18 protein-coding genes are annotated in these 19875 nt (G+C 70.2%); 7 read left to right on the top strand and 11 right to left on the bottom strand.

Annotated features, from left to right (window positions below):
* The first annotated feature begins 31 nt into the window (after positions 1 to 31).
* Together WFI52_RS04600 and WFI52_RS04595 are read left to right on the top strand one after the other, a co-directional pair.
* Positions 32 to 886, top strand: coding sequence for an ABC transporter permease (locus tag WFI52_RS04600; RefSeq protein WP_336625901.1), 855 nt, complete (start codon positions 32 to 34; stop codon positions 884 to 886).
* Entirely contained in the window at positions 870 to 1622 is a 753-nt protein-coding gene (locus WFI52_RS04595) for an ABC transporter ATP-binding protein (protein ID WP_336626086.1), read from the top strand. Before WFI52_RS04600 ends, WFI52_RS04595 begins: the two co-directional genes overlap by 17 nt.
* Here WFI52_RS04595 and WFI52_RS04590 read toward each other — a convergent pair.
* The 7 genes from WFI52_RS04590 to WFI52_RS04560 all read right to left on the bottom strand — a co-directional run bounded on the left by WFI52_RS04590 (position 1609) and on the right by WFI52_RS04560 (position 10178).
* Complete coding sequence (locus WFI52_RS04590) at positions 1609 to 4251, bottom strand: hypothetical protein (RefSeq protein ID WP_336625902.1); 2643 nt, start codon at positions 4249 to 4251, stop codon at positions 1609 to 1611. The genes WFI52_RS04595 and WFI52_RS04590 overlap by 14 nt on opposite strands.
* A 115-nt stretch (positions 4252 to 4366) precedes the next feature.
* Positions 4367 to 5479, bottom strand: coding sequence for a glycosyltransferase (locus WFI52_RS04585; RefSeq protein WP_336625903.1), 1113 nt, complete (start codon positions 5477 to 5479; stop codon positions 4367 to 4369).
* Between the two features lie 4 nt (positions 5480 to 5483).
* A complete protein-coding gene (locus WFI52_RS04580) occupies positions 5484 to 6845 on the bottom strand; it encodes an LCP family protein (protein WP_336626087.1) in 1362 nt (453 codons plus the stop codon).
* A gap of 146 nt (positions 6846 to 6991) precedes the next feature.
* On the bottom strand, positions 6992 to 7459 hold the full coding sequence (gene purE / locus WFI52_RS04575) for a 5-(carboxyamino)imidazole ribonucleotide mutase (protein WP_336626088.1): 468 nt from the start codon (positions 7457 to 7459) through the stop codon (positions 6992 to 6994).
* Between the two features lie 99 nt (positions 7460 to 7558).
* On the bottom strand, positions 7559 to 8674 hold the full coding sequence (locus WFI52_RS04570) for a 5-(carboxyamino)imidazole ribonucleotide synthase (protein WP_336625904.1): 1116 nt from the start codon (positions 8672 to 8674) through the stop codon (positions 7559 to 7561).
* A gap of 89 nt (positions 8675 to 8763) precedes the next feature.
* Positions 8764 to 9339 carry a PH domain-containing protein gene (locus WFI52_RS04565; RefSeq protein ID WP_336625905.1) on the bottom strand — a complete coding sequence of 192 codons (576 nt, stop codon included), beginning with the start codon at positions 9337 to 9339 and terminating at the stop codon, positions 8764 to 8766.
* 50 nt (positions 9340 to 9389) lie between these two features.
* Complete coding sequence (locus tag WFI52_RS04560) at positions 9390 to 10178, bottom strand: biotin--[acetyl-CoA-carboxylase] ligase (RefSeq protein WP_336625906.1); 789 nt, start codon at positions 10176 to 10178, stop codon at positions 9390 to 9392.
* Positions 10179 to 10263: 85 nt separating this feature from the next.
* Between WFI52_RS04560 and WFI52_RS04555 the strand changes: the two genes are divergently transcribed.
* The gene (locus tag WFI52_RS04555; RefSeq protein WP_442927689.1) at positions 10264 to 11871 is read left to right on the top strand and encodes an acyl-CoA carboxylase subunit beta; all 1608 of its coding nucleotides are present in this window, start codon (positions 10264 to 10266) and stop codon (positions 11869 to 11871) included.
* Positions 11868 to 12110: an acyl-CoA carboxylase epsilon subunit gene (locus tag WFI52_RS04550; RefSeq protein ID WP_336625908.1), complete on the top strand. Its 243-nt coding sequence runs from the start codon at positions 11868 to 11870 to the stop codon at positions 12108 to 12110. The genes WFI52_RS04555 and WFI52_RS04550 overlap by 4 nt, the downstream gene beginning before the upstream one ends.
* Positions 12111 to 12355: 245 nt before the next feature.
* On the opposite strand, the gene WFI52_RS04545 is transcribed toward WFI52_RS04550, so the two are convergent.
* Genes WFI52_RS04545 through WFI52_RS04530 form a run of 4 tightly spaced genes read right to left on the bottom strand, consistent with a single transcriptional unit; the run spans position 12356 to position 16792 of the window.
* The gene (locus WFI52_RS04545) at positions 12356 to 13432 is read right to left on the bottom strand and encodes a hypothetical protein (protein WP_336625909.1); all 1077 of its coding nucleotides are present in this window, start codon (positions 13430 to 13432) and stop codon (positions 12356 to 12358) included.
* On the bottom strand, positions 13429 to 14757 hold the full coding sequence (locus tag WFI52_RS04540) for a sensor histidine kinase (protein WP_336625910.1): 1329 nt from the start codon (positions 14755 to 14757) through the stop codon (positions 13429 to 13431). Before WFI52_RS04540 ends, WFI52_RS04545 begins: the two co-directional genes overlap by 4 nt.
* The gene (locus WFI52_RS04535; RefSeq protein ID WP_336625911.1) at positions 14735 to 15415 is read right to left on the bottom strand and encodes a response regulator transcription factor; all 681 of its coding nucleotides are present in this window, start codon (positions 15413 to 15415) and stop codon (positions 14735 to 14737) included. The genes WFI52_RS04540 and WFI52_RS04535 overlap by 23 nt, the downstream gene beginning before the upstream one ends.
* A 9-nt stretch (positions 15416 to 15424) precedes the next feature.
* Positions 15425 to 16792 carry a class I SAM-dependent RNA methyltransferase gene (locus WFI52_RS04530; RefSeq protein ID WP_336625912.1) on the bottom strand — a complete coding sequence of 456 codons (1368 nt, stop codon included), beginning with the start codon at positions 16790 to 16792 and terminating at the stop codon, positions 15425 to 15427.
* A 52-nt stretch (positions 16793 to 16844) separates the two neighbouring features.
* Here WFI52_RS04530 and WFI52_RS04525 point away from each other — a divergent pair, with 52 nt between their 5' ends.
* The 3 genes from WFI52_RS04525 to WFI52_RS04515 all read left to right on the top strand — a co-directional run bounded on the left by WFI52_RS04525 (position 16845) and on the right by WFI52_RS04515 (position 19874).
* Positions 16845 to 17501: a Maf family protein gene (locus tag WFI52_RS04525; protein ID WP_336625913.1), complete on the top strand. Its 657-nt coding sequence runs from the start codon at positions 16845 to 16847 to the stop codon at positions 17499 to 17501.
* Between the two features lie 77 nt (positions 17502 to 17578).
* Positions 17579 to 19402, top strand: a complete 1824-nt coding sequence (locus WFI52_RS04520) for an acetyl/propionyl/methylcrotonyl-CoA carboxylase subunit alpha (RefSeq protein ID WP_336625914.1) — start codon at positions 17579 to 17581, stop codon at positions 19400 to 19402.
* A 19-nt stretch (positions 19403 to 19421) separates the two neighbouring features.
* A complete protein-coding gene (locus tag WFI52_RS04515; protein ID WP_336625915.1) occupies positions 19422 to 19874 on the top strand; it encodes a hypothetical protein in 453 nt (150 codons plus the stop codon).
* Position 19875 lies beyond the last annotated feature (1 nt).

Genomic DNA, 19875 nt, shown 5'->3' with positions numbered 1-19875 from the left:
ATCCGCTCCTTCGAGGAAAGTCCGCTCCCGCATGCCCGTAGACGCCCCGCTGGTTTCACCCGGGACCAGTCATGGTCTGATCGACGTCTTCCGACGTCGCTATCTTCTGCAGTTGATCGTCCGCAAAGAGGTCCTCATCCGCTACCGCGGATCGATCTTCGGCTGGCTCTGGTCCTACGTGAAGCCGCTCGTCCAGTTCGCCGTCTTCTACGTCGCGCTGGGTGTCTTTCTTTCGCTCAACAAGTCGATCGACTTCTACCCGGTTTACCTTCTTTCAGGCATCACGGTCGTCACGTTCTTCAACGAGGCGTTCGCCAACGGCACGAAGTCGCTCGTCGACAACGCACCGCTGATCAAGAAGATCTATCTCCCGCGCGAGATGTTCCCGATCGCGAGCGTGTTGGTTTCCGCGGTCAACACACTGCCCCAGATTCTCGTCATCGTCGTGATCGTGCTGTTCTTCGGGTGGGTTCCGTCACTCCTGGGCGTCGCATCGATCCTTCTCGCGCTCCTCATCGTGTCGATTTTCGCGACCGGGCTCGGACTCTTGTTCGGCGCCGTCAACGTCACGTTCCGCGATGCGCAGAGCTTCGTGGAGATCATCGTGATGATGTCCGTCTGGGCGTCGCCGGTGATGTACCAGTGGCACATGGTCGCCGGTGAGCTGCCCGGCTGGCTGTTCGTGCTCTACCGCCTCAATCCGCTCACGCCCGCGGTCGAGTTGTTCCACCAGGGACTGTGGATGCCGCTGAGCCCCTCCAGAGCGCAGCCGCTGCCCGACCTGTGGTTGTATGCCGCGATCGCCCTTTCCTTCTCGCTCGTCGTCCTCGCCTTCGGCCAGTGGGTCTTCCGCCGTTTGGAGGGTCGTTTTGCCCAGGACCTCTGAATACTCTCCCCGAGACCGGATCGTCATCGATCACATCTCCAAGGAGTTCACCCTCCGCCACACGCATTCGATCAAAGAGACGTTCGTGGCCGCACTCTCGCGCAAGCCGCTCACGAGCCGGTTCCGCGCGCTCGACGATGTCTCCCTGACGATCCAGGAGGGCGAAGCCGTCGCGCTTCTGGGCTTCAACGGTTCCGGTAAATCGACTACCTTGAAGATGATCTCCGGGGTGCTGCGACCCGACTCAGGCGAAGTGCTCACTCGGGGCCGCGTCGCCGGTCTGATCGAAGTCGGGGCGGGCTTCCATCCCGATCTGTCGGGGCGCGAGAACATCTTCCTCAACGCCGCCATCCTCGGTATGTCGAAGAAGGAAACCGAGGCCCGCTTCGACGAGATCGTCGCGTTCAGCGAGATCGAGAAGTTCCTCGACACCGAAGTCAAGCACTACTCCTCCGGCATGTTCTTGCGCCTCGCGTTCTCGGTCGCGATCCACACGGAGGTCGACATCCTATTGATCGACGAAATCCTCTCCGTCGGCGATGAGCCGTTCCAGCGCAAATGTCTGGCCCGCATTCGTGAGTTGCACGCCCGCGGGAAGACGCTGGTCGTCGTCAGCCACGACCTCAACATGGTCTCGGACCTCTGCGAGCGCGGCGTGCTGCTGCAGAACGGCTCGGTCGCCTTCGACGGCGACAGTCATGAGGCGGTCGCGCTGATGCGCGCTAGCGGGTCGTGACCGAAATCGTGCCGCCTTCGAATGTCTGCTGGCAGAGGGATGCCGTGCACGTCTGATCCGACGTCGGCCACCCATATGCGCCCGCCGCACCACCGGCAGCGAAGTACGTCGCACGTATCCCACCGCTGACCGCGTGTGCCCCCGCGGAACTCTTGAAGAAGATCGCTCCACCCGCGAACACCTCGGCGACGCCACCGCCGTTGTAGGAATATGACACGAACGTCCCGGTCCGCGCACCCAGCACCCCACCGGCACCACCCGCAGCCGCATACGCCGCATCGATCGACGGATCACCTACCCGCGCACCCGACGCCGCCGTCCACAGAATCCAGCCACGCTCGAACTGCTGCTGACACGACGCACCACCCGCAGCACACACCTGATCACCCACCGGGAAACCCAACGACCCCGACGCCCCACCGAGCGAAAAATACTGATCCCGCACCGCACCCGACACGAACCGCGCCACTCCACCCGACCGGTAATACACCGACCCGCCCGTGAACGCCTGACCAAACCCATCCGACGTGCCCGCGATCGACGCGGCATCCATCATCGGCACACCCCACGCACCCGACGCACCACCGGCCGCCGCGAACACCGCACTCACCGGCTCCCGCACCGAAAGGACCTGACCGGCGGCGAGAAAGACGATGCCGCCTTCGAATGTCTGCTGGCAGAGGGATGCCGTGCACGTCTGATCCGACGTCGGCCACCCATATGCGCCCGCCGCACCACCGGCAGCGAAGTACGTCGCACGTATCCCACCGCTGACCGCGTGTGCCCCCGCGGAACTCTTGAAGAAGATCGCTCCACCCGCGAACACCTCGGCGACGCCACCGCCGTTGTAGGAATATGACACGAACGTCCCGGTCCGCGCACCCAGCACCCCACCGGCACCACCCGCAGCCGCATACGCCGCATCGATCGACGGATCACCTACCCGCGCACCCGACGCCGCCGTCCACAGAATCCAGCCACGCTCGAACTGCTGCTGACACGACGCACCACCCGCAGCACACACCTGATCACCCACCGGGAAACCCAACGACCCCGACGCCCCACCGAGCGAAAAATACTGATCCCGCACCGCACCCGACACGAACCGCGCCACTCCACCCGACCGGTAATACACCGACCCGCCCGTGAACGCCTGACCAAACCCATCCGACGTGCCCGCGATCGACGCGGCATCCATCATCGGCACACCCCACGCACCCGACGCACCACCGGCCGCCGCGAACACCGCACGCACCGGCTCCCGCACCAATGCCGCTCCCGCCGGCGTGGCGACGATCGTCGCCTCTGAGAACTCCTGCTGACATACGCCCTGGATACACTTCACGTCCGCCGTCGGCCAGCCGACGACACCCGATGCTCCACCCGAGTCGAAATAACGCGCCCGCACGTCACCCGTCACCAAGTACGTGCCGAATCGGCTCACGTACAGCGAGCCGCCCGTGAACGCCTGACCGGCGCCTGAACCGGATGGTCCTGAGATGGGTGCCTCGATCGATGCCGGCCACCCCATCGAACCGTCCGCGCCACCTCGCGCCCAGTAGTAGTCGCGGATGGAGCCCGCCCGGATCGTCTTCGCCCCGTAGGCGATCGTCCAGTAGACCGAACCGTTCACGAAGGCGCGCGCATAGCCGCCACCGTTCGACTCGATGCGGATGACGCCGCTCACCGGCGCACCCAACGTCGCCGCACCGCCCTGCCAGAGATACTCGTTCTGAATCTCGGCCCCCGGATCGCGCTGAGGAGATCCGAACCAGCTCGTGTAGTAGTTGAAGAAGTTGCGGTTGCCGTAGCTGGAGCACCCGTCACCGAGACCCCACCCGGCCGCGAGCGACGCCGCATTCGGCTGGTACGGCGTGTAGTTGTAGAGCGCTGCAGTCGCGTAGTTCTGAATGTTCAGATTCGTGCCGCCGCACGAGGCGCTCGGGTTGTAGCCGATGAAGTTGACGCCGGGCTGCTTGCCGAATCGACCCGCCTTGTAGATCTTCAGCTGGCGCACGCCCTGCACGATCTGCGGTCCGACACCCGAGTACGCAGGATCGCAGGGTTCGGTGTCGGGGCACGAGGCCCCCATCGCAGCGCGGAGATTCCAGTCCGACGGGGCGCTGCTCGTCGTGAGCCCTTGCTCCTTCTGGAGCGTGACGAGGATCGCCTTGGCCGAGATACCGCACGCCACCTGGACCCGATAGATGAGCTCCGATACGCGCATCGTGCCACCCTGCAGCGCCGAGCAGACGAGGTCGCCGGTGACCTGCGAGTACCACGCATCGCGAGACGAGATGCTCGCGCTCAGCACATTCAGGCACTTGCCGTTCTCGCATCGGCCGATCTTGCTGTCGAGGAACGATTGGATCTCCGCCGACGACATCGCATTGCCGTCGTAGAACAGGGCGTCCGAGATGATGTTCTCGGGATTGAACCCCACGACGGCCGTCTTCACGATCCCCGTGTCGGCGAGCGGCCCGGTGGCCGCCTCGACGTTCGACCCCGTTGTGGATGCCGCGGCGCCGACCACCTGCGACGCCGCCGTCGCCGGCGAGACGACGAGGAGCGAAAGCACGAGCGCGAGAGTCGCGACGACCGCGCCCGCGGCACCCTGCTTCACTCGCACACGGGCAGAATGCGGGGCGCGACTTCGGGTAGGCACGTGACCATTGTGACTGAAGTCAACTCCCGATACCACTGATCATCAGGAGACACGCCGAAGACACGCCCTTCAGAGGGCTCTACAGGTCGGCGTGCAGCTGCCACACACGCTCGGCAGCGCCGGCCCACGAAAACGCCCGGCCGCGGTCGGCGGCGAGCACCCCGAACCGTTCCACTGCCGCGGCAGAAGCCAGCACGTCAGCCAGCGAGGCGCCCAACTCGTCCGCGCCGGCGAAGACGCCGCCGTCGAGCACGACCTCGCGGTGCACGTCGGTGTCGGATGCCACGACGGGCACCCCCACCGCGAGCGCCTCGACGGCCCGCCACGGGAAGGCGGACAGCCGCGACGGCGCCAGAAGCGCCACCGCCCCGCCGAAGACTGCCGCACGGTCGGCGTCGTCGAGCGCGCCGCGCACGTGCACGTGGCCCTCGCCCAGACCAGCAGCCGCCGCGAGATCCAGCACGCCCGGCTCATCCCCCTCGGGCGCATCGATCACCACGACGGGCAGATCCACTCTCGACGACACCACGGCGGCGAAGGCATCCGACAGTCCCGCCGACGGCGCGGACGAACCCGACACCAGAACGAACCCCTCGGGCAGATCCAGCGCACGTCGCCGCCCGATCTCGTCGACGGGCACGGCGAAGCCGTGCGGCGCTGCGCCCGCGATCACCCGCACCCGGTCACCGAACGAGCCGAGCTCCGCGACGCGCGCCGCGGCGGCATGCGTCGGCACCACCACCGCATCCGCAAAGCGCGTCGCGCGCTTGAGCATCGCCTTGTGCCACGTCACCGCTCCGCGCGCGAGCTCGGCGGGCCGCTCCCAGGCATCCAGATCCCACAGCGTGACGACGGTCTGATCGCTCTCGTGCACACGGTCGTGCTTGACGAGCGGGCCGAGGAGTGTCGGCGAATGAATCATGCCCCCGCCCACCCCGGGCGCGACACCCAGCTGCCACGAGGCCGCGAGCTCACGCCGCGGGAGCGCCATGCGCGAGAGGTCCGCGAGCCCGGGCACGGCCCCCTCGACGATGCCGGCGACGTCGGATGCCGCCGGCACGATCCCCGCGACGACGCACCCTGCGGGTGTCGTCGAGATCAGCGCGCGCGCCAGCTCCCGCGAAGCCATGCCGAGATCGGCATGCGTCGGCGCGACCACCTGATCGAGAACGACCCTCAGCACCGCCGGCATACGTTCAGCCCTCCGGAGTCGGCGAGGGCGACGGCGGGTACAGGTTCTGCTGCACGAGGTCGCGCACGTGCGCGTACTCGTCGGCGGTCGGCTCGTCGGTGTCGATGCCCGCGCCTTCCGGCGTCAGCTCGAGCGTCTGGACGGGCAGCTCCTTCGCCTTCGCCGCGAGCGGAACGAGGAACGACAGCAGCCCGTTCGGAATGTCGGTCTGCACGAGGTCCTCCCCCGCCGCCGCGACCTGCTGGAACCTCAGCAGCACGTTCGCGGGATTGGCCTGGGCGAGAATCGCCTGCTGCAGCTCGCGCTGACGACGCATGCGGTCCCAGTCGCTCGTCGTGTAGCGCGACCGCGCGTACCACTGCGCGGTGTCGCCGTCCATGTGCTGGGGGCCAGCCTCGATCCACCCGATCGCCCAGTCCTCGGCGGGCTCGCCCTCGTATGACGGGCCGCCGCCCTCGGGCAGCCGCTCCTGCACCGTGATGTCGACGCCGCCGAGCGCGTCGACGATGTCGGCGAAGCCCTTCATGTCGACGAAGACGTAGTACGGGATCTCGATGCCGAGGATTCCCTCAGCGGCATCCTTCGTCGCCTCGATCGCGGGCGTCGACGAATGCGCCGCGGCGTCCGGGTAGAGTCCCGTGCCGCCGTCGTCCTGGCAGATCTCCACCGCGTTCATCAGCTGGTTGATCCCGGGTCCCCACCCGCAGGTCTCGGAGTAGTGACCCTCGAAGCCATCCGGGTACAGATCGTGCATGGGGCCGTCGGCGAACGGCGCATAGGCGAGATCACGCGGGATGCCGGTGATGTGCACGCCGCCCGTCTCGGCACTGACCGACACGACGGAGATCGAGTCGAAGCGCATGGAGTCGCGCCCGAGCCCCGAGTCGGCGCCCAGCAGCAGGAAGTTGTAGTAGCCGTTGGACGGCGGCACCGGCGGGTCGTTGTTCGTGAAGATGGATGCCAGTGCCTCGCGCGCCGGGGCGATGAGCTGCTGCGCGGCGTACGTCACTCCGCCGCCCCCGATCACGAGCCCGACGATCGCGAGAAGCGCCACGAGGGGACGCGCGTTCGGCTTGAGCTTCACGAGCCGGACGAGCCGCAGGGTGTCGATCGTCAGCACGACCCACAGGACCGCGTACGCGAGCAGCACGATCTGCACGAGCAGCAGGAAGAACCCGTTGGTCATGAGCGACGTGAGAAAGCCCGGCGACACGAGCGTCACGCCGACGCCGGCGATGACGAGCAGCCACATGACGAGCGTTGCGGTGAGCCCCACCCGCGCAAGTCGGCGGCTGCCTGCGAGCGACTGCGCCGAACCCGGCAGCAGGAAGTTCAGGACGACGAGCCACCAGGCCCTCCGCGTCATGACCCGCGGGGAGCGGGTATCGGGCCGCCGGATCGGCTGATCCCCCAGGATGACGCCGTCACCCCGCTGACCCGCGTGCGACGACGATCCGCGCGGTGCACCCCCGGCACCGCCCGGCGTACCCGGCCGCGGTGGCGCGGACACGCTCACAGCGACTCCTTCAGACGTCGGTTCTTCTCTTCGACCTGGGCTTCGAGATCGCGCGCGTACTGCTCGACGCGGTCGGCCAGATCCGCGTCGGAGGCGCCGAGGATCCGCGCAGCGAGAAGGCCCGCGTTCTTCGCCCCGTTGATCGAGACCGTCGCCACAGGAATGCCGGCGGGCATCTGCACGATGCTGAGCAGCGAATCCATGCCGTCGAGAGTCGCCAGCTGCACAGGCACGCCGATGACCGGCAGCGCGGTGACGGATGCCAGCATGCCGGGCAGGTGCGCCGCACCGCCGGCCCCCGCGATGATCGCGCGGAGCCCGCGCGCACGAGCCGTGCGCCCGTACGAGAGCAGCTTGTCAGGCGTGCGATGAGCCGAGACGACCTCGACCTCGTGGGCGATACCGAAATCGGTCAGCGCCTGCGACGCGTCGCTCATGACGCGCCAGTCCGAGTCCGAGCCCATGACGACACCGATGAGCGGGGACGCAGAGGAGTGCAGCGGCGAGGTCACCCGACAAGGCTAGAGCGACACCCTGGGGAAACCCCGCAACGGCGCGCAGGCTCAGTCGGCGAAGAAGGCCGCCGCGGCGCGGGCGTCGTACACCACGGCATCCAGGTCGTCACCGGTGGCGTTGACGTGCCCTACTTTGCGGCCGGGACGCGGCGCCTTGCCGTAGGTGTGCACCTTGACCTCGGGGTGCGCGGCCAGCGCCGCGGGAAAGCGGCTCTCCAGCGAGTCGGACTCCGGACCTCCGAGGATGTTGACCATGACGGTCCAGGGCTGCCGCGGCGACGGGTCGCCGAGCGGCAGATCGAGCACGGCACGCACGTGCTGCTCGAACTGCCCCGTGACGGCGCCATCCTGCCCCCAGTGCCCACTGTTGTGCGGGCGCATCGCGAGCTCGTTGACGAGCAGCCGCTCATCCGTCGTCTCGAAGAGCTCGACAGCGAGCATGCCGGTGACCCCGAGGCCCTCGGCGATCGCGGTGCCGATCTGCGCGGCGACCTCGGCGAGGCGTGCCGCCGGGTGCGGAGCCGGTGCGATGACCTCGGCGCACACACCGCCGCGCTGCACCGTCTCGACGACGGGGTAGGCGACGATATCCCCGGACGGGCGCCGGGCGACCTGCTGCGCGAGCTCGCGCGCGAAGTCCACGAGCTCTTCCGCGAGCAGTGGACCGTCGCCGAACCAATCGGCGACCTCGTCAGGGTGCGACACCACGCGCACGCCCTTGCCGTCGTACCCGCCGCGCGGTGTCTTGACGACGGCGCGGCCGCCGTTCGCGTCGAGGAACGCCTGCAGCTGCGCGGCATCCGTCACCTCGGCCCACTCCGGCTGAGGGGCGCCGAGCTCGGCAAGGCGTGCGCGCATACGCAGCTTGTCCTGGGCGAACTGCAGCGCGTCGGGGCCGGGGTGCACGGCGACGCCGTCGGCGACGAGCGCGCGCAGCACCTCCTGCGGCACGTGCTCATGGTCGAACGTGACGACGTCGACGCCGCGGGCGAACGCGCGCACCGTCTCGAGGTCACGGTAGTCGCCGGTCGCCGCCTCGGCGAGCGCCGCCGACATCCCCGGCTCCTCCGCGAGCACGCGCACGTCGATTCCGAGCTCGACGGCCGGCGCGATCATCATGCGGGCCAGCTGCCCGCCTCCGACGATTCCGAGTGTCAACGCCATGGCATCCCTTTCCGTCGGCATCCATCTTCCCAGGTCGACGGGATGCCGCGGGACCGCCCGCAGGTCGGACAGAAGCCCGAGGTCAGACGTCAGAGGTCGGTGGGAAGCGGCGGTGGGGGGCCGGGGACGACCGGCATGGCGTGCGAGTCGCGATGCGCGAGGATCTGGCTCACCTCGACCTGGTCGGCGAGCGCTTCGTTCATGAGGCGGACCGACGGGATGTCGACCATCCGCAGCGGCGCGTCGACGCCGTTGGAGAGGGTGAGGGTCCCCGCCCCCCACATCCGCTGGATCGGACCACGGCGCTCGCTGATCGTGTATCCGCGAGCGTGTCCGATCTCGGTGCGCGCACGGCCGAAGACGCCCGACTGCGCGACGACTCGGCGCGTGGTCACGGTGTACGTGCGGAAATACCAGCGCAGGAACGGGACGATCACGAACAGGAGGACGATGAGCCCCGCAGCCGACCACAGCATCCAGTCCTCGAAGGGGGCCGGCAGGTTTCCGGTGAAGTAGCCGACGGCGCCGCTCGCGGCGACGAGAACCACCGCGCACCAGAACAGCCGGCGGGCGTGACCGCGGACGCGTGCGACGCGCAGTTCACGCACCTCGGCGCCGGGCGCCGGGGTCATCGGGCGCCCCGTGTAAGCGGTCGGCTGCGTCACCCCTCCATTGTGGCGGTGACGCGCAGCGAAAGCAGGCTGAAACGCAGGGATCAGCGCACGTGGACGACGTCGCCGGCGCCGACGATCGTCTCGACACCCTCGGCCTCGAGGACGAGGCGCCCGGCGGGGTCGAGCCGCACCGCGCGGCCGCGCAACGTCGTGTCGTCCGGCAGCGAGACCACGACGTCGGCACCGAGCGTGCTGCAGTGCGCGGCGACGCGGTCGGCGACCGCCGCGCCCCCGCCGACGGCGAGGTCGGCGATGCCGTCGCGCAGCGCCGTGAGGAAGGCAGCCAGAAGGGCGTCCTCATCGGCATCCGCCCCCTGATCGGCGAACGACGTCGCCGTCGGGACGGGCAGATCGACGGTCTCCATCGTCGTGTTGACGCCGGCTCCCACGACGACGGTCTGCGGGTCGGAGGGCAGCACCTCGACGAGGATGCCGCTGATCTTGCGCGCTCCCGCACCCGCGCCCACGAGGACATCGTTGGGCCACTTCAGGCTCACCGGCGTGTTCGGCAGCTGTTCCGAGATCGCGCCACGCAGGGCCGCTCCGGCGACGAGCGGGATCCACCCGCGGTCGGCGAGCGCGACCGCGCCGACACGCAGCAGCACCGATACGGCGAGCGCCGTTCCCGGGGGTGCCGACCAGACCCGGTCGAGTCGACCGCGCCCCGCCCGCTGATCGCGCGTGAGCACGAGAGACAGGTGCGGGTGGGTGTCGGGGCTCTCCGCGGCATCCCGCAGCAGCTTCGCATTGGTCGAGTCGGTGTGATCGAGCACCTGGACCCGGGGGCTCACGGCGGCAGCGCGGGGATAGCCTTCGGCGGGGATCGTCATACCGGCCACCCTAGCCGCAGGCCACAGCGAATCGCCCGCGCCGTTGTGCCGAGCCGCCAACCGGGAGCGCACGCTGCTCGCTAGGGTGGAACGCGTGACAGATCAGACCACCCACGGCGACCTCTCCACCACCGCCGGAAAGATCGCCGACCTGCGCGCGCGGTACCAGGAAGCCGTCGTCGACGCGGAAGTCACGGCGCAGCAGAAGCAGCACGCCAAGGGCAAGATGACGGCGCGCGAGCGGATCGAGCTCCTCGTCGACCCGGGCTCGTTCGTCGAGCTCGACGAGTACGTCCGCCACCGCACGAGCGCGTTCGGCATGGACCGCTCGCGCCCCTACGGCGACTCCGTCGTCACGGGCGTCGGCACGATCCACGGGCGCACGGTCGCCGTCTACGCGCAGGACTTCACGACCTTCGGCGGCTCGCTCGGCGAGGTGGCCGGAGACAAGATCATCAAGGTCATGGAGTTCGCACTCCGCGGCGGGATGCCGATCATCGGCATCCTCGACTCCGGCGGCGCGCGCATTCAGGAGGGCGTCGTCGCTCTCGGCAAGTACGGCGAGATCTTCCGCCTGAACACCGCGGCGTCGGGAGTCATCCCGCAGATCTCGCTCATCATGGGGCCGGCCGCGGGGGGCGCGGTCTACTCCCCCGCCCTCACCGACTTCGTCATCATGGTCGACAAAACCTCCCAGATGTTCGTCACGGGGCCGGACGTCATCAAGACCGTCACCGGCGAAGACGTCGGCATGGAGGAGCTCGGCGGGGCGTACACCCACAACACCCGGTCGGGTGTCGCCCACTACCTCGCCGAGGACGAGGACGACGCGATCGATTACGCGCGAACGCTCATCGGGTTCCTCCCCGACAACAACATGTCGGAGATCCCGGTCTACGAGAACGCGTTCGAGTGGGAGACCACCGACGGCGACCGCGTGCTCAATACCGTGATCCCCGATTCCCCCAACCAGCCGTATGACATCAAGCAGGTGATCTCGCACGTCGTCGACGGCGGCGACTTCCTCGAGGTGCAGCCGCTGTTCGCGCCCAATATCGCGATCGGCTTCGGCCGCATCGAGGGCCGCACAGTCGGCATCATCGCGAACCAGCCCTCGCAGATGGCGGGCACGCTCAACATCGAGGCGGGCGAGAAGGCGAGCCGATTCGTCCGATTCTGCGACGCGTTCTCGATCCCGATCCTCACTCTCGTGGATGTCCCGGGCTACCTGCCGGGGACCGACCAGGAGTGGACGGGCGTCATCCGTCGCGGCGCGAAGCTGCTCTACGCGTATGCCGAGGCGACCGTCCCGCTCGTCACCGTGATCCTGCGCAAAGCCTACGGCGGCGCGTACATCGTGATGGGCTCGAAGCAGCTCGGCGCCGACGTCAATCTCGCGTGGCCGACCGCCGAGATCGCCGTGATGGGCGGCCAGGGCGCCGTCAACATCCTTTACCGCGGCGAGATCAAGAAGGCCGAAGAGGCGGGCGAGGACGTCGCGGCCGTCCGCACGAAGCTCGCGAACGAGTACACGTACAACGTGGCTTCCCCCTTCCTCGCTGCCGAGCGCGGCGAGCTCGACGGCATCATCGAGCCGGCGCAGACGCGCGTGTCGGTCGCGAAGGCGCTGCGCGCACTTCGCGGCAAGCGCGCCAGCCTGCCGGCGAAGAAGCACGGGAACATCCCGCTATGAGCACGGAGGGCGTGCCGGCGGATGCCGCGGCGAGCGCCGTCCGCGTCGACATCCGCCGCGGTGACCCGACGCCCGAAGAGCTCGCGGCGGTCGTTGCCGTCGTGACCGAGGCGTACACGACCGAGGCCGCCGCGGCGATCGCCGAAAGCGAGCCGCGCGCCTCCGCGTGGCAGGTGTCGGCGCGATCGCTGCGCGCACCCCTCCGCCGCGAGATCGGCTGGGGCCGCTTCGGCGGCTGAATCACGCTCGACGCCGTTCGCTGGCCTGCTTACTTTCTTTGTCACCCGAACTACCTACAGACATCCCCGTCGCGACCGGCGAGACTGAAGGAGCTGGAACGCTTCTGCGTTCGGTGCACGCGTCCGCGTATCGCGTGGCGCGCCGCACCCTCGCGAGCAGGTTTTCGGGTAACCGGCTCGCACGGCGAGGGGCGGGCGGCTTCGCCGCCCCTCGCCTCCTCTTCACCGCCGGCCGGCGGCCCCGTTCAGCGCCGACGGCGCAGCTCGTGCCACAGATCGACCTCTTCCTCGCCGTCCGCTCCGTCGGAGCGTCCGACGACGGTCACGGCGATCTCGGCGTGCGTCGACGTGCGGACGTAGAGGCGCTCCGAGCGGGCGGAATCGAGAACGGCCGCGAGTTCGGCGCGCACGGCCGCCTGGCGGTCGGGATCGAGCCCGTCCAGCCCGCCCTCGTCGAGCACCGACACCGTCGCGCCGCGACCGCGCGCCGCGGCAAGCGCGGCGCGCACGTCGTCGTCGAGCAGCGCCGCCCCGCGCAGCTCATCGCGCAGCGTCGCCTCGGCGACCCGTGCCAGTTGACGCTCGCGGGGATCGAGGTGACCGGAGACGGCGATCGTATGCGCCAGAACCGGGCCGGCGACCGCGAGCGCGCGCTGCACCTGGGTCCGTCGCTCGCGTCGCATGCCCTCCTGCGATGCGAGCCATTCCGAGGCCTCACGCTGGGCATCGGCGAGCTGCGCCGTGTCGTGCGCAGCGCGATCCATGAGCCAGGACATCAGATGGGCGACGCCCACCCAGAGGACCGCGCCCACGGCGCCCAACGCGAGAGCGTCGGTCGGGCCGATCCAGGCCGTCGCCGAGAGTGCTGCAAGCGCGACGCACACCCAGGCGACGACGGGTCGCCGGCGGACGATGACGATCACACCGAGGGCGCCGATCGCGCCGAGGCCCCACGTGGCGTAGCCGTCGAGCCTGCCGGAGGGCGCCGCGGCGTACCAGCTGGCATTCGGCACGATCGCGGCGGCAGCGAGGGCGAGAGCCGCCGCGCATGCCGGAAGGACACGTCGCGGCCCCAGCCGCAGGCGGAGTGCGTCGAGTCTTCGGCGCAGCGGGTCCGCGGCATCCTCGCCCCGCGAGTTCCAGAAGATGCAGACCCAGGTCGTGAGCAGATACAGGATCACCGCGCCGACCTGGACGATCGGGTGGTCGGGCGCCGAGGTCCAGATGAGTGCGCCCACCGCGAGGTAGGCGGTGAACGCGACGGCGAGGAGCGAGAGCGCGATGCGCAGGCCGCTGCGCCCACTCATCGGCGACGTCGTCATCGCACTCCCTCCCACTCCAGCAGCACGCTCGTCCCACCGGGCCCCGTCTTCACGCCCGCACGTCCGCCGACCGCCGCCATGCGCGCGACGATCGAACCGCGGATGCCGAGGCGATCCTGCGCGACGTCGCTCGGATCGAAGCCGCGCCCGGTGTCGACGATCCGCACTTCGACCGACGCGGCATCCGCCCGCACCGTCACGGCCAGACCAGCCCCATCGGCGTGCTGGAAGGCGTTCGCGATCGCCTGCGTCGCAGCGAGCACGATCGCACGGGCCACGCGCCCGGGGATCTCCCCCGCGTCGTCGTGGACGTCCTCTCGCACCTCGAGGGTGCGGTTCTGCCTGTCGGCGGAGGCATCGACCGATCGTCGGATGCCGCCGACCAGCGCCGCGGCCGGTACCGGTTCGTCGGGACCCTCACCCGCGTCCAACTCGGCGTTGGCCAGACGGGTGAGCGCTTCGCGCGCCATCGCCACGGCGAGCGCCTCCTCACGCGGGGTCGCCGCACGCTCGGCCGCGATGAGGGCGGCGAGCACGCTGTCGTGCATGAGGGCGGCGACGGCGACCCGCTCGGCCTCGGCGGCGTCCGCCTCTGCGGCTGCCGCGTAAGAGAGGACGGCGTCGCGACGCGCGCGATCGATGCCGACGGCGACCGATCGCAGCATCCAGCCGAGCGCGACGATGACGCCACCGAGGATGACGGCGAACACGGCATCCAGGACGACACTCACCGCATCGGTCGAGGGCTGACCGGTGGGTGCCAGGCGCGCCACGATGTACAGCGCGGGGACGAGCACCGTCCACCCGAGCTGCAGCGCCAGCGGGAACGCGATCGCGGCGGCCGCCGAGGCCACGTTGAGCAGGTACCAGACCCAGGGTTCGGCGCCCGGCTCCGCGGTGCCGCCGCTCGCCGCGAAGGGCCAGCAGGCGAGCACGACCGCGAGGGCGAGCGCGAAGACTGCCGCCGCGGTGCGCGGCAGAACCCCCACCGCGAGCGCCACGATCATGAGGGCGAGCGGCCCGAAGGCCGCGATCATGAGCCCCGTGTGCCACGGGGGCGACTCCTGCGTCGAGGTCAGCGCGTTGAGGAAGGCCTGCGTTCCGAGCACGGCGCTGCCGAGGGCGACCACGAGCGAGAGGATGCGTTCGATGCGCCGCTCGGTGAAGCGCTCCGTCGCAGCGCCGCTCTCCGGTCGGAGTCCGGACGGAGGGAGGCGCGGTGCGCCGGGGGTCGCGACCGGCACGGATGCCGTGACCGCCCCCGGCGCACCCGAGTCATCGCGGAGTTCGCGGTCGTCGCGGTCAGCGTGCGGCGAGGTCGTCATGCGCGTCGTCGCGGCTGCGCCCGTCGACGAGTCCGTCCTCGATGGCGCGGTGCAGCAGATCGATCTTCGTCGGGGCCGGGCGGCCGACCTCGATGTACTTCACGCGGATGCGTGTGATGTTCTCCTTGGCGGTGTTGTACGAGATGCCGAGCCGCTCGGCGACCGCTTTGAGGGGCAGTCCGGCCGCATACAGGCGGAGCACCTCACGCTCACGGTTGGCCAACTGCGCGTCGGCGAACGCGCGGTCGCCGTCGATCGCGTGCGCCCACTCGAGGTTCTCGAGCGGTTGACCGCTCGCGATCGTCCGAATCGCCGAGAGGACGTCGTCGGTGCGGGAGGCCTTGCTGATGACGCCTGCGGCCCCCGCGGCGAGCGCCTCGCGCACGGCCGCGGGTCGATCGGCGACACTGTGGATGAGCACCGCCGAGCCCTCGCCGACGAGCGCGTCGACGTTCTCTGTGACGGTCGTGCCGTCGCCGAGGGTCAGATCGAGGACGACGACGTCGGCGGGCGGCGCACCCACCGCGCGGCGCCAGGCGAGGTAGGCGCGCACCGACGCGCCCGAGTGGACAACGACCCCGACGCCTGCACGCGCACACGCGGCTTCGAGCCCCAGACGCACGGACTCGTGGTCATCGATGAGTGCGACGCTGGACACGCTCCGAGCCTAACGAGCGGCGACGCCGGTCGCGCGCAGCACGGCGACGGCCTCCACGTGGTGCGAATGCGGGAAGAGGTCGAAGGCGTCGATGCGCGCGGCCTCGTAGCCGAGCCCTCGGAACGTCCCGAGGTCGCGCGCGAGGGCGACCGGGTCGCACGCGACGTAGACGACGGATGCCGGGGTCAGCGCGGCGACCCGTTCCACGACCTCGCGCCCCGCGCCTGCGCGCGGCGGGTCGAGGAGCACCACTCCATGGGCCAGTCGTGCCCGCTCCGCGGCGCTCGCCTGCGCGACGAGGCGCGCGAGGAAGCGGTCGGTGCGCGCGGTCTCGGCGCGCGCACCGACCCACTCCGCGAGGTTCGCTCCGGCGTGCTCGGTGGCCCGGGCATCCGCCTCGACGCTCGTCACCCGCGTGCCCGGGCCACCGAGCTCGGCGATCGTGGCGGCGAACAGTCCGACGCCCCCGTAGAGGTCGAGGTGCGCGGCGGCCGGGTCGACCCCGCCCGCCGCATCGAGCGCCGTCCGGACAGCCGCGCTGAGGGTGGATGCCGCGAGCCGATGCACCTGCCAGAACCCGCCGGCGTCCACGGCGAAGCGCCGCGCGCCGACCCGCTCGGTGACGACCTCGCGAGCCGTCGGGTCCTCGGGTGCGCGTGTGGGGGCGGGGCGTGCGCCGCCGCGGCGGCGACCGGCGCCGCGGCGATCGGGGCTCGTCGCGGTGCGCGGGGCGCGGGGCGAGGAGGGACGCACGATGACACGCACGCCGCCCTCGGACGGCTCGACGAGGTCGACGCGTCCCGGCCCGAACCCTTCGAGGCCGCGCGCCACCTCGGCGATCGCCTCGGTCGCGAGCGGCAGGTCGGCGGTTTCGATGACGCGGTGACTGCGCGCAGCGAACGGGCCGATGCGACCTTCGTCGTCGACGTGCAGACTCACGCGCGTGCGCCAGTGCAGGCCGTCCACGTCCCCCGCGGCCTCCGCGTCACCGGGGACCCCCGCCGGAGCGATCGTGGTGTCGGGGGCGGCGATGCTCGCGAAGCGGCGCAACGCGTCGTCCAGCACCTGCTTCTTCAGGGTGCGCTGGTGCGCGAGGTCGATGTGACCGAAGTCGGCCCCGCCCGGGCGCTCCTCGGGCGGCACGGCGACATCCGCGGAGGCCCACACATGCGGGCGACGATGCGGCGAGGCGTGCAGGACGTCGACGACGTCGGCCCGCCAGAAGGCGGGCTTCGCGGTGTCGGTGAGCACGGCGCGCACCCGCTCGCCCGGGATCGCACCCTCCACGAACACGACCCGCCCGTCGTGCCGCGCGATGAAGACGCCGCCGTGTGCGACATCGGTGATCTCGAGGTCGAGCTGATCGCCATCCTGCATCCCCCGATGCTCCCACACCCGCGGGCACCGACCGGCCTCGTACGCTGGACGCATGCGCGTGTGCCTGGCCTCCACCTCCCCCGCCCGTCTCATGCTGCTGCGCCAGGCCGGGATCGAGCCGGTGACCCGTGCGCCGCAGGTCGACGAGGAGGCGGTCATCGCCGCGGTCGAAGCAGCGGAGGGTCGCACGCTCTCGCCCGACGAGCACGTGCTTCTGCTCGCGCGCCGCAAGGCCCAGGATGTCGCAGCCGCGATCGCCGCGGACGACCCCGCGTTCGACGGCATCGTCATCGGAGGCGACTCGATGTTCGAGCTCGGCGGGCAGATCCTCGGCAAGCCGCACCGCCCCGAGGTGGCCACGGCACGGTGGCACGACATGCGCGGACGGACGGGTGTGCTGCACTCCGGGCACAGCGTCTTCCGACTGACCCCGGGTGAGGCGCCCCGCGAAGCGCACGCCGTCGCCGCGGCATCCGTCACTTTCGCCGCCGACGTCGCGGATGCCGAGATCGCGGCCTACGTCGGCACCGGCGAGCCCCTGCAGGTGGCCGGGGCATTCACCGTCGACAGCCTCGGCGGCGCCTTCATCGAGCGGGTCGAGGGCGACCCCTCGACGGTCGTCGGGATGTCCCTGTCGACGCTGCGACACCTGTGCGGGGAGCTCGGCATCCGGTGGACCGATCTGTGGACCTCCCCCGGCGCCTCGTAGGTTCGCACCACGTTTTCGCACGGATCTTGTGCGAGTGATCCAAAAGCGGGCGGGGTGTGCTGAGTAGGCTGGCATCCATGCCGCTTTCCGTGCCTGCGCCCCAGACCGTCGAAACCGGGGCGCGCCCGACCGCCCCCCGAGCGATCACCAAGGTCCTCGTCGCCAACCGCGGCGAGATCGCCGTGCGCGTGATCCGCGCCGCCCGCGACGCCGGAAAGGGCTCGGTCGCCGTCTACGCCGACCAGGATCGCGACGCCATGCACGCGAAGCTCGCCGACGAGGCTTATGCCCTGGAAGGGTCGACGAGCGCCGAGACGTACCTCTCGATCGAGAAGATCCTCTCCGTCGCGCGGCGCTCCGGCGCCGACGCCGTGCACCCGGGCTACGGGTTCCTCGCCGAGAACGCCGACTTCGCCCGCGCCGTGATCGGCGCCGGCCTGGTCTGGATCGGGCCCACGCCCGAGGCGATCGAAGCCCTCGGCGACAAAGTCACCGCGCGCGCCGTCGCCGAGAAGGTCGGCGCCCCGCTCGCCCCCGGCACGTCGGGGCCGGTCGCCGGTGCCGACGAGGTCATCGCGTTCGCCGAAGAAGTCGGCCTCCCCATCGCCATCAAGGCGGCTTACGGCGGCGGCGGACGCGGCCTCAAGGTCGCCCGTGAGCTCGATGAGGTCGCCGAGCTCTTCGAATCGGCCACACGCGAGGCGATCGCCGCGTTCGGGCGCGGCGAGTGCTTCGTCGAGAAGTACCTCGACAAGCCGCGGCACGTCGAGACGCAGTGCCTGGCGGATGCCGCGGGGACGGTCGTCGTCGTCTCGACGCGCGACTGCTCGCTGCAGCGCCGTCATCAGAAGCTCGTCGAAGAGGCGCCGGCACCCTTCCTGTCGGACGAGCAGAACGAGATTCTCTACGCGGCATCCAAGGCCATCCTCAAGGAGGTCGGCTACATCGGTGCGGGAACGTGCGAGTTCCTCATCGGCGCCGACGGGACGATCTCGTTCCTCGAGGTGAACACGCGCCTCCAGGTGGAGCACCCTGTCTCCGAAGAGGTGACGGGCCTCGACCTCGTGCGCGAGCAGTTCCGCCTCGCCGAGGGCGGCCTGCTCGACGAGCGCGACCCGGAGCCGCTCGGGCACTCGATCGAGTTCCGCATCAACGGCGAAGACCCGGGCCGCAACTTCCTGCCGCAGCCCGGGCGCATCCACCAGTTCAAGACATTCGGCGGCCCCGGCATCCGGCTCGACTCGGGCGTCACGGCGGGCGACAGCGTCTCGGGCGCGTTCGACTCGCTCCTCGGCAAGCTCATCGTCACCGGTCGCGACCGTGCCGAGGCGCTCGAGCGGGCACGCCGCGCCCTCGACGAGTTCGAGGTCTCGGGTATGCCGACGGTCCTCCCCTTCCACCGGAAGGTCGTGCGCGACCCCGCCTTCACAGCGGAGGACGGCCACTTCGGCGTGTTCACCCGCTGGATCGAGACCGAGTTCGAGAACGACATCCCGCCGTGGGACGGAGAGCTCGAATCGCCCGAAGAGAACGAGCCGCGTCACACCGTCGTCGTCGAGGTCTCCGGCAAGCGCCTCGAGGTGAGCCTGCCGGACCGGATCGCGGTCGCTCCGACGAAGATCGGACGCCCCGCAGCGGCTCCCCCCTCTCGCCGGTCGCACGCGACGACCGTCAATGCGGGCGCCTCAGGCGATGCCGTGAAGGCGCCGATGCAGGCGACGATCGTGAAGGTGGCGGTCGAGGAGGGCCAGCAGGTCGTCAAGGGCGATCTGGTCGTCGTCCTCGAGGCCATGAAGATGGAGCAGCCGCTGCAGGCCCACAAGGACGGCGTCATCGGCGCGATCGACGCCGCCCCGGGGACGACGGTGTCGGCCGGGCACCAGCTGCTCACGATCTCCTGAGGGGGCGTAGCCTGTGACGGTGCCCCGTCGCGTCCTGTCCGCCATCGCCCTCACCGCCGCCGTGCTGGCTGGAGCGACCGTGTTGAGCGGCTGCACCGCGCTCACCGGACCGACCGACGAAGAGCGGACGGCATGGCGGGTGTGGTTCGACGACACGATGAATGCCGGCGGCGAGAACGCGACCGGCGCGCCCTTCTCCGCCTCCGCCGATGCCGCCCCGGTCGACGTCGCACCCCCGCGCGCCTACCGCGCGGTGGAGCTGCGCTGCGACGGAACGGATCGCGCGACCTTCACCCTCACCTACACGGGTACCGGCGAGGTCACGACCGTCACGCAGGAAATCGTCTGCCACCAGGGTGGCACCCTCACCCCGATCGCCATCCCGACGGCCGTGGGCGATCTGACGCGCTTCGAGGCATCCGCCGCCTCACCCGACGGCGAGGGCTACTGGGTCGCCGCTCTGCAGCCGTAGA

Origin of the sequence: Microbacterium sp. MMO-20, from assembly GCF_037147735.1 — a bacterium.
Lineage (GTDB): Bacteria > Actinomycetota > Actinomycetes > Actinomycetales > Microbacteriaceae > Microbacterium.
Note: the sequence above shows the minus strand (reverse complement) of the source record. Positions and strands in the feature narration are given on the sequence as shown.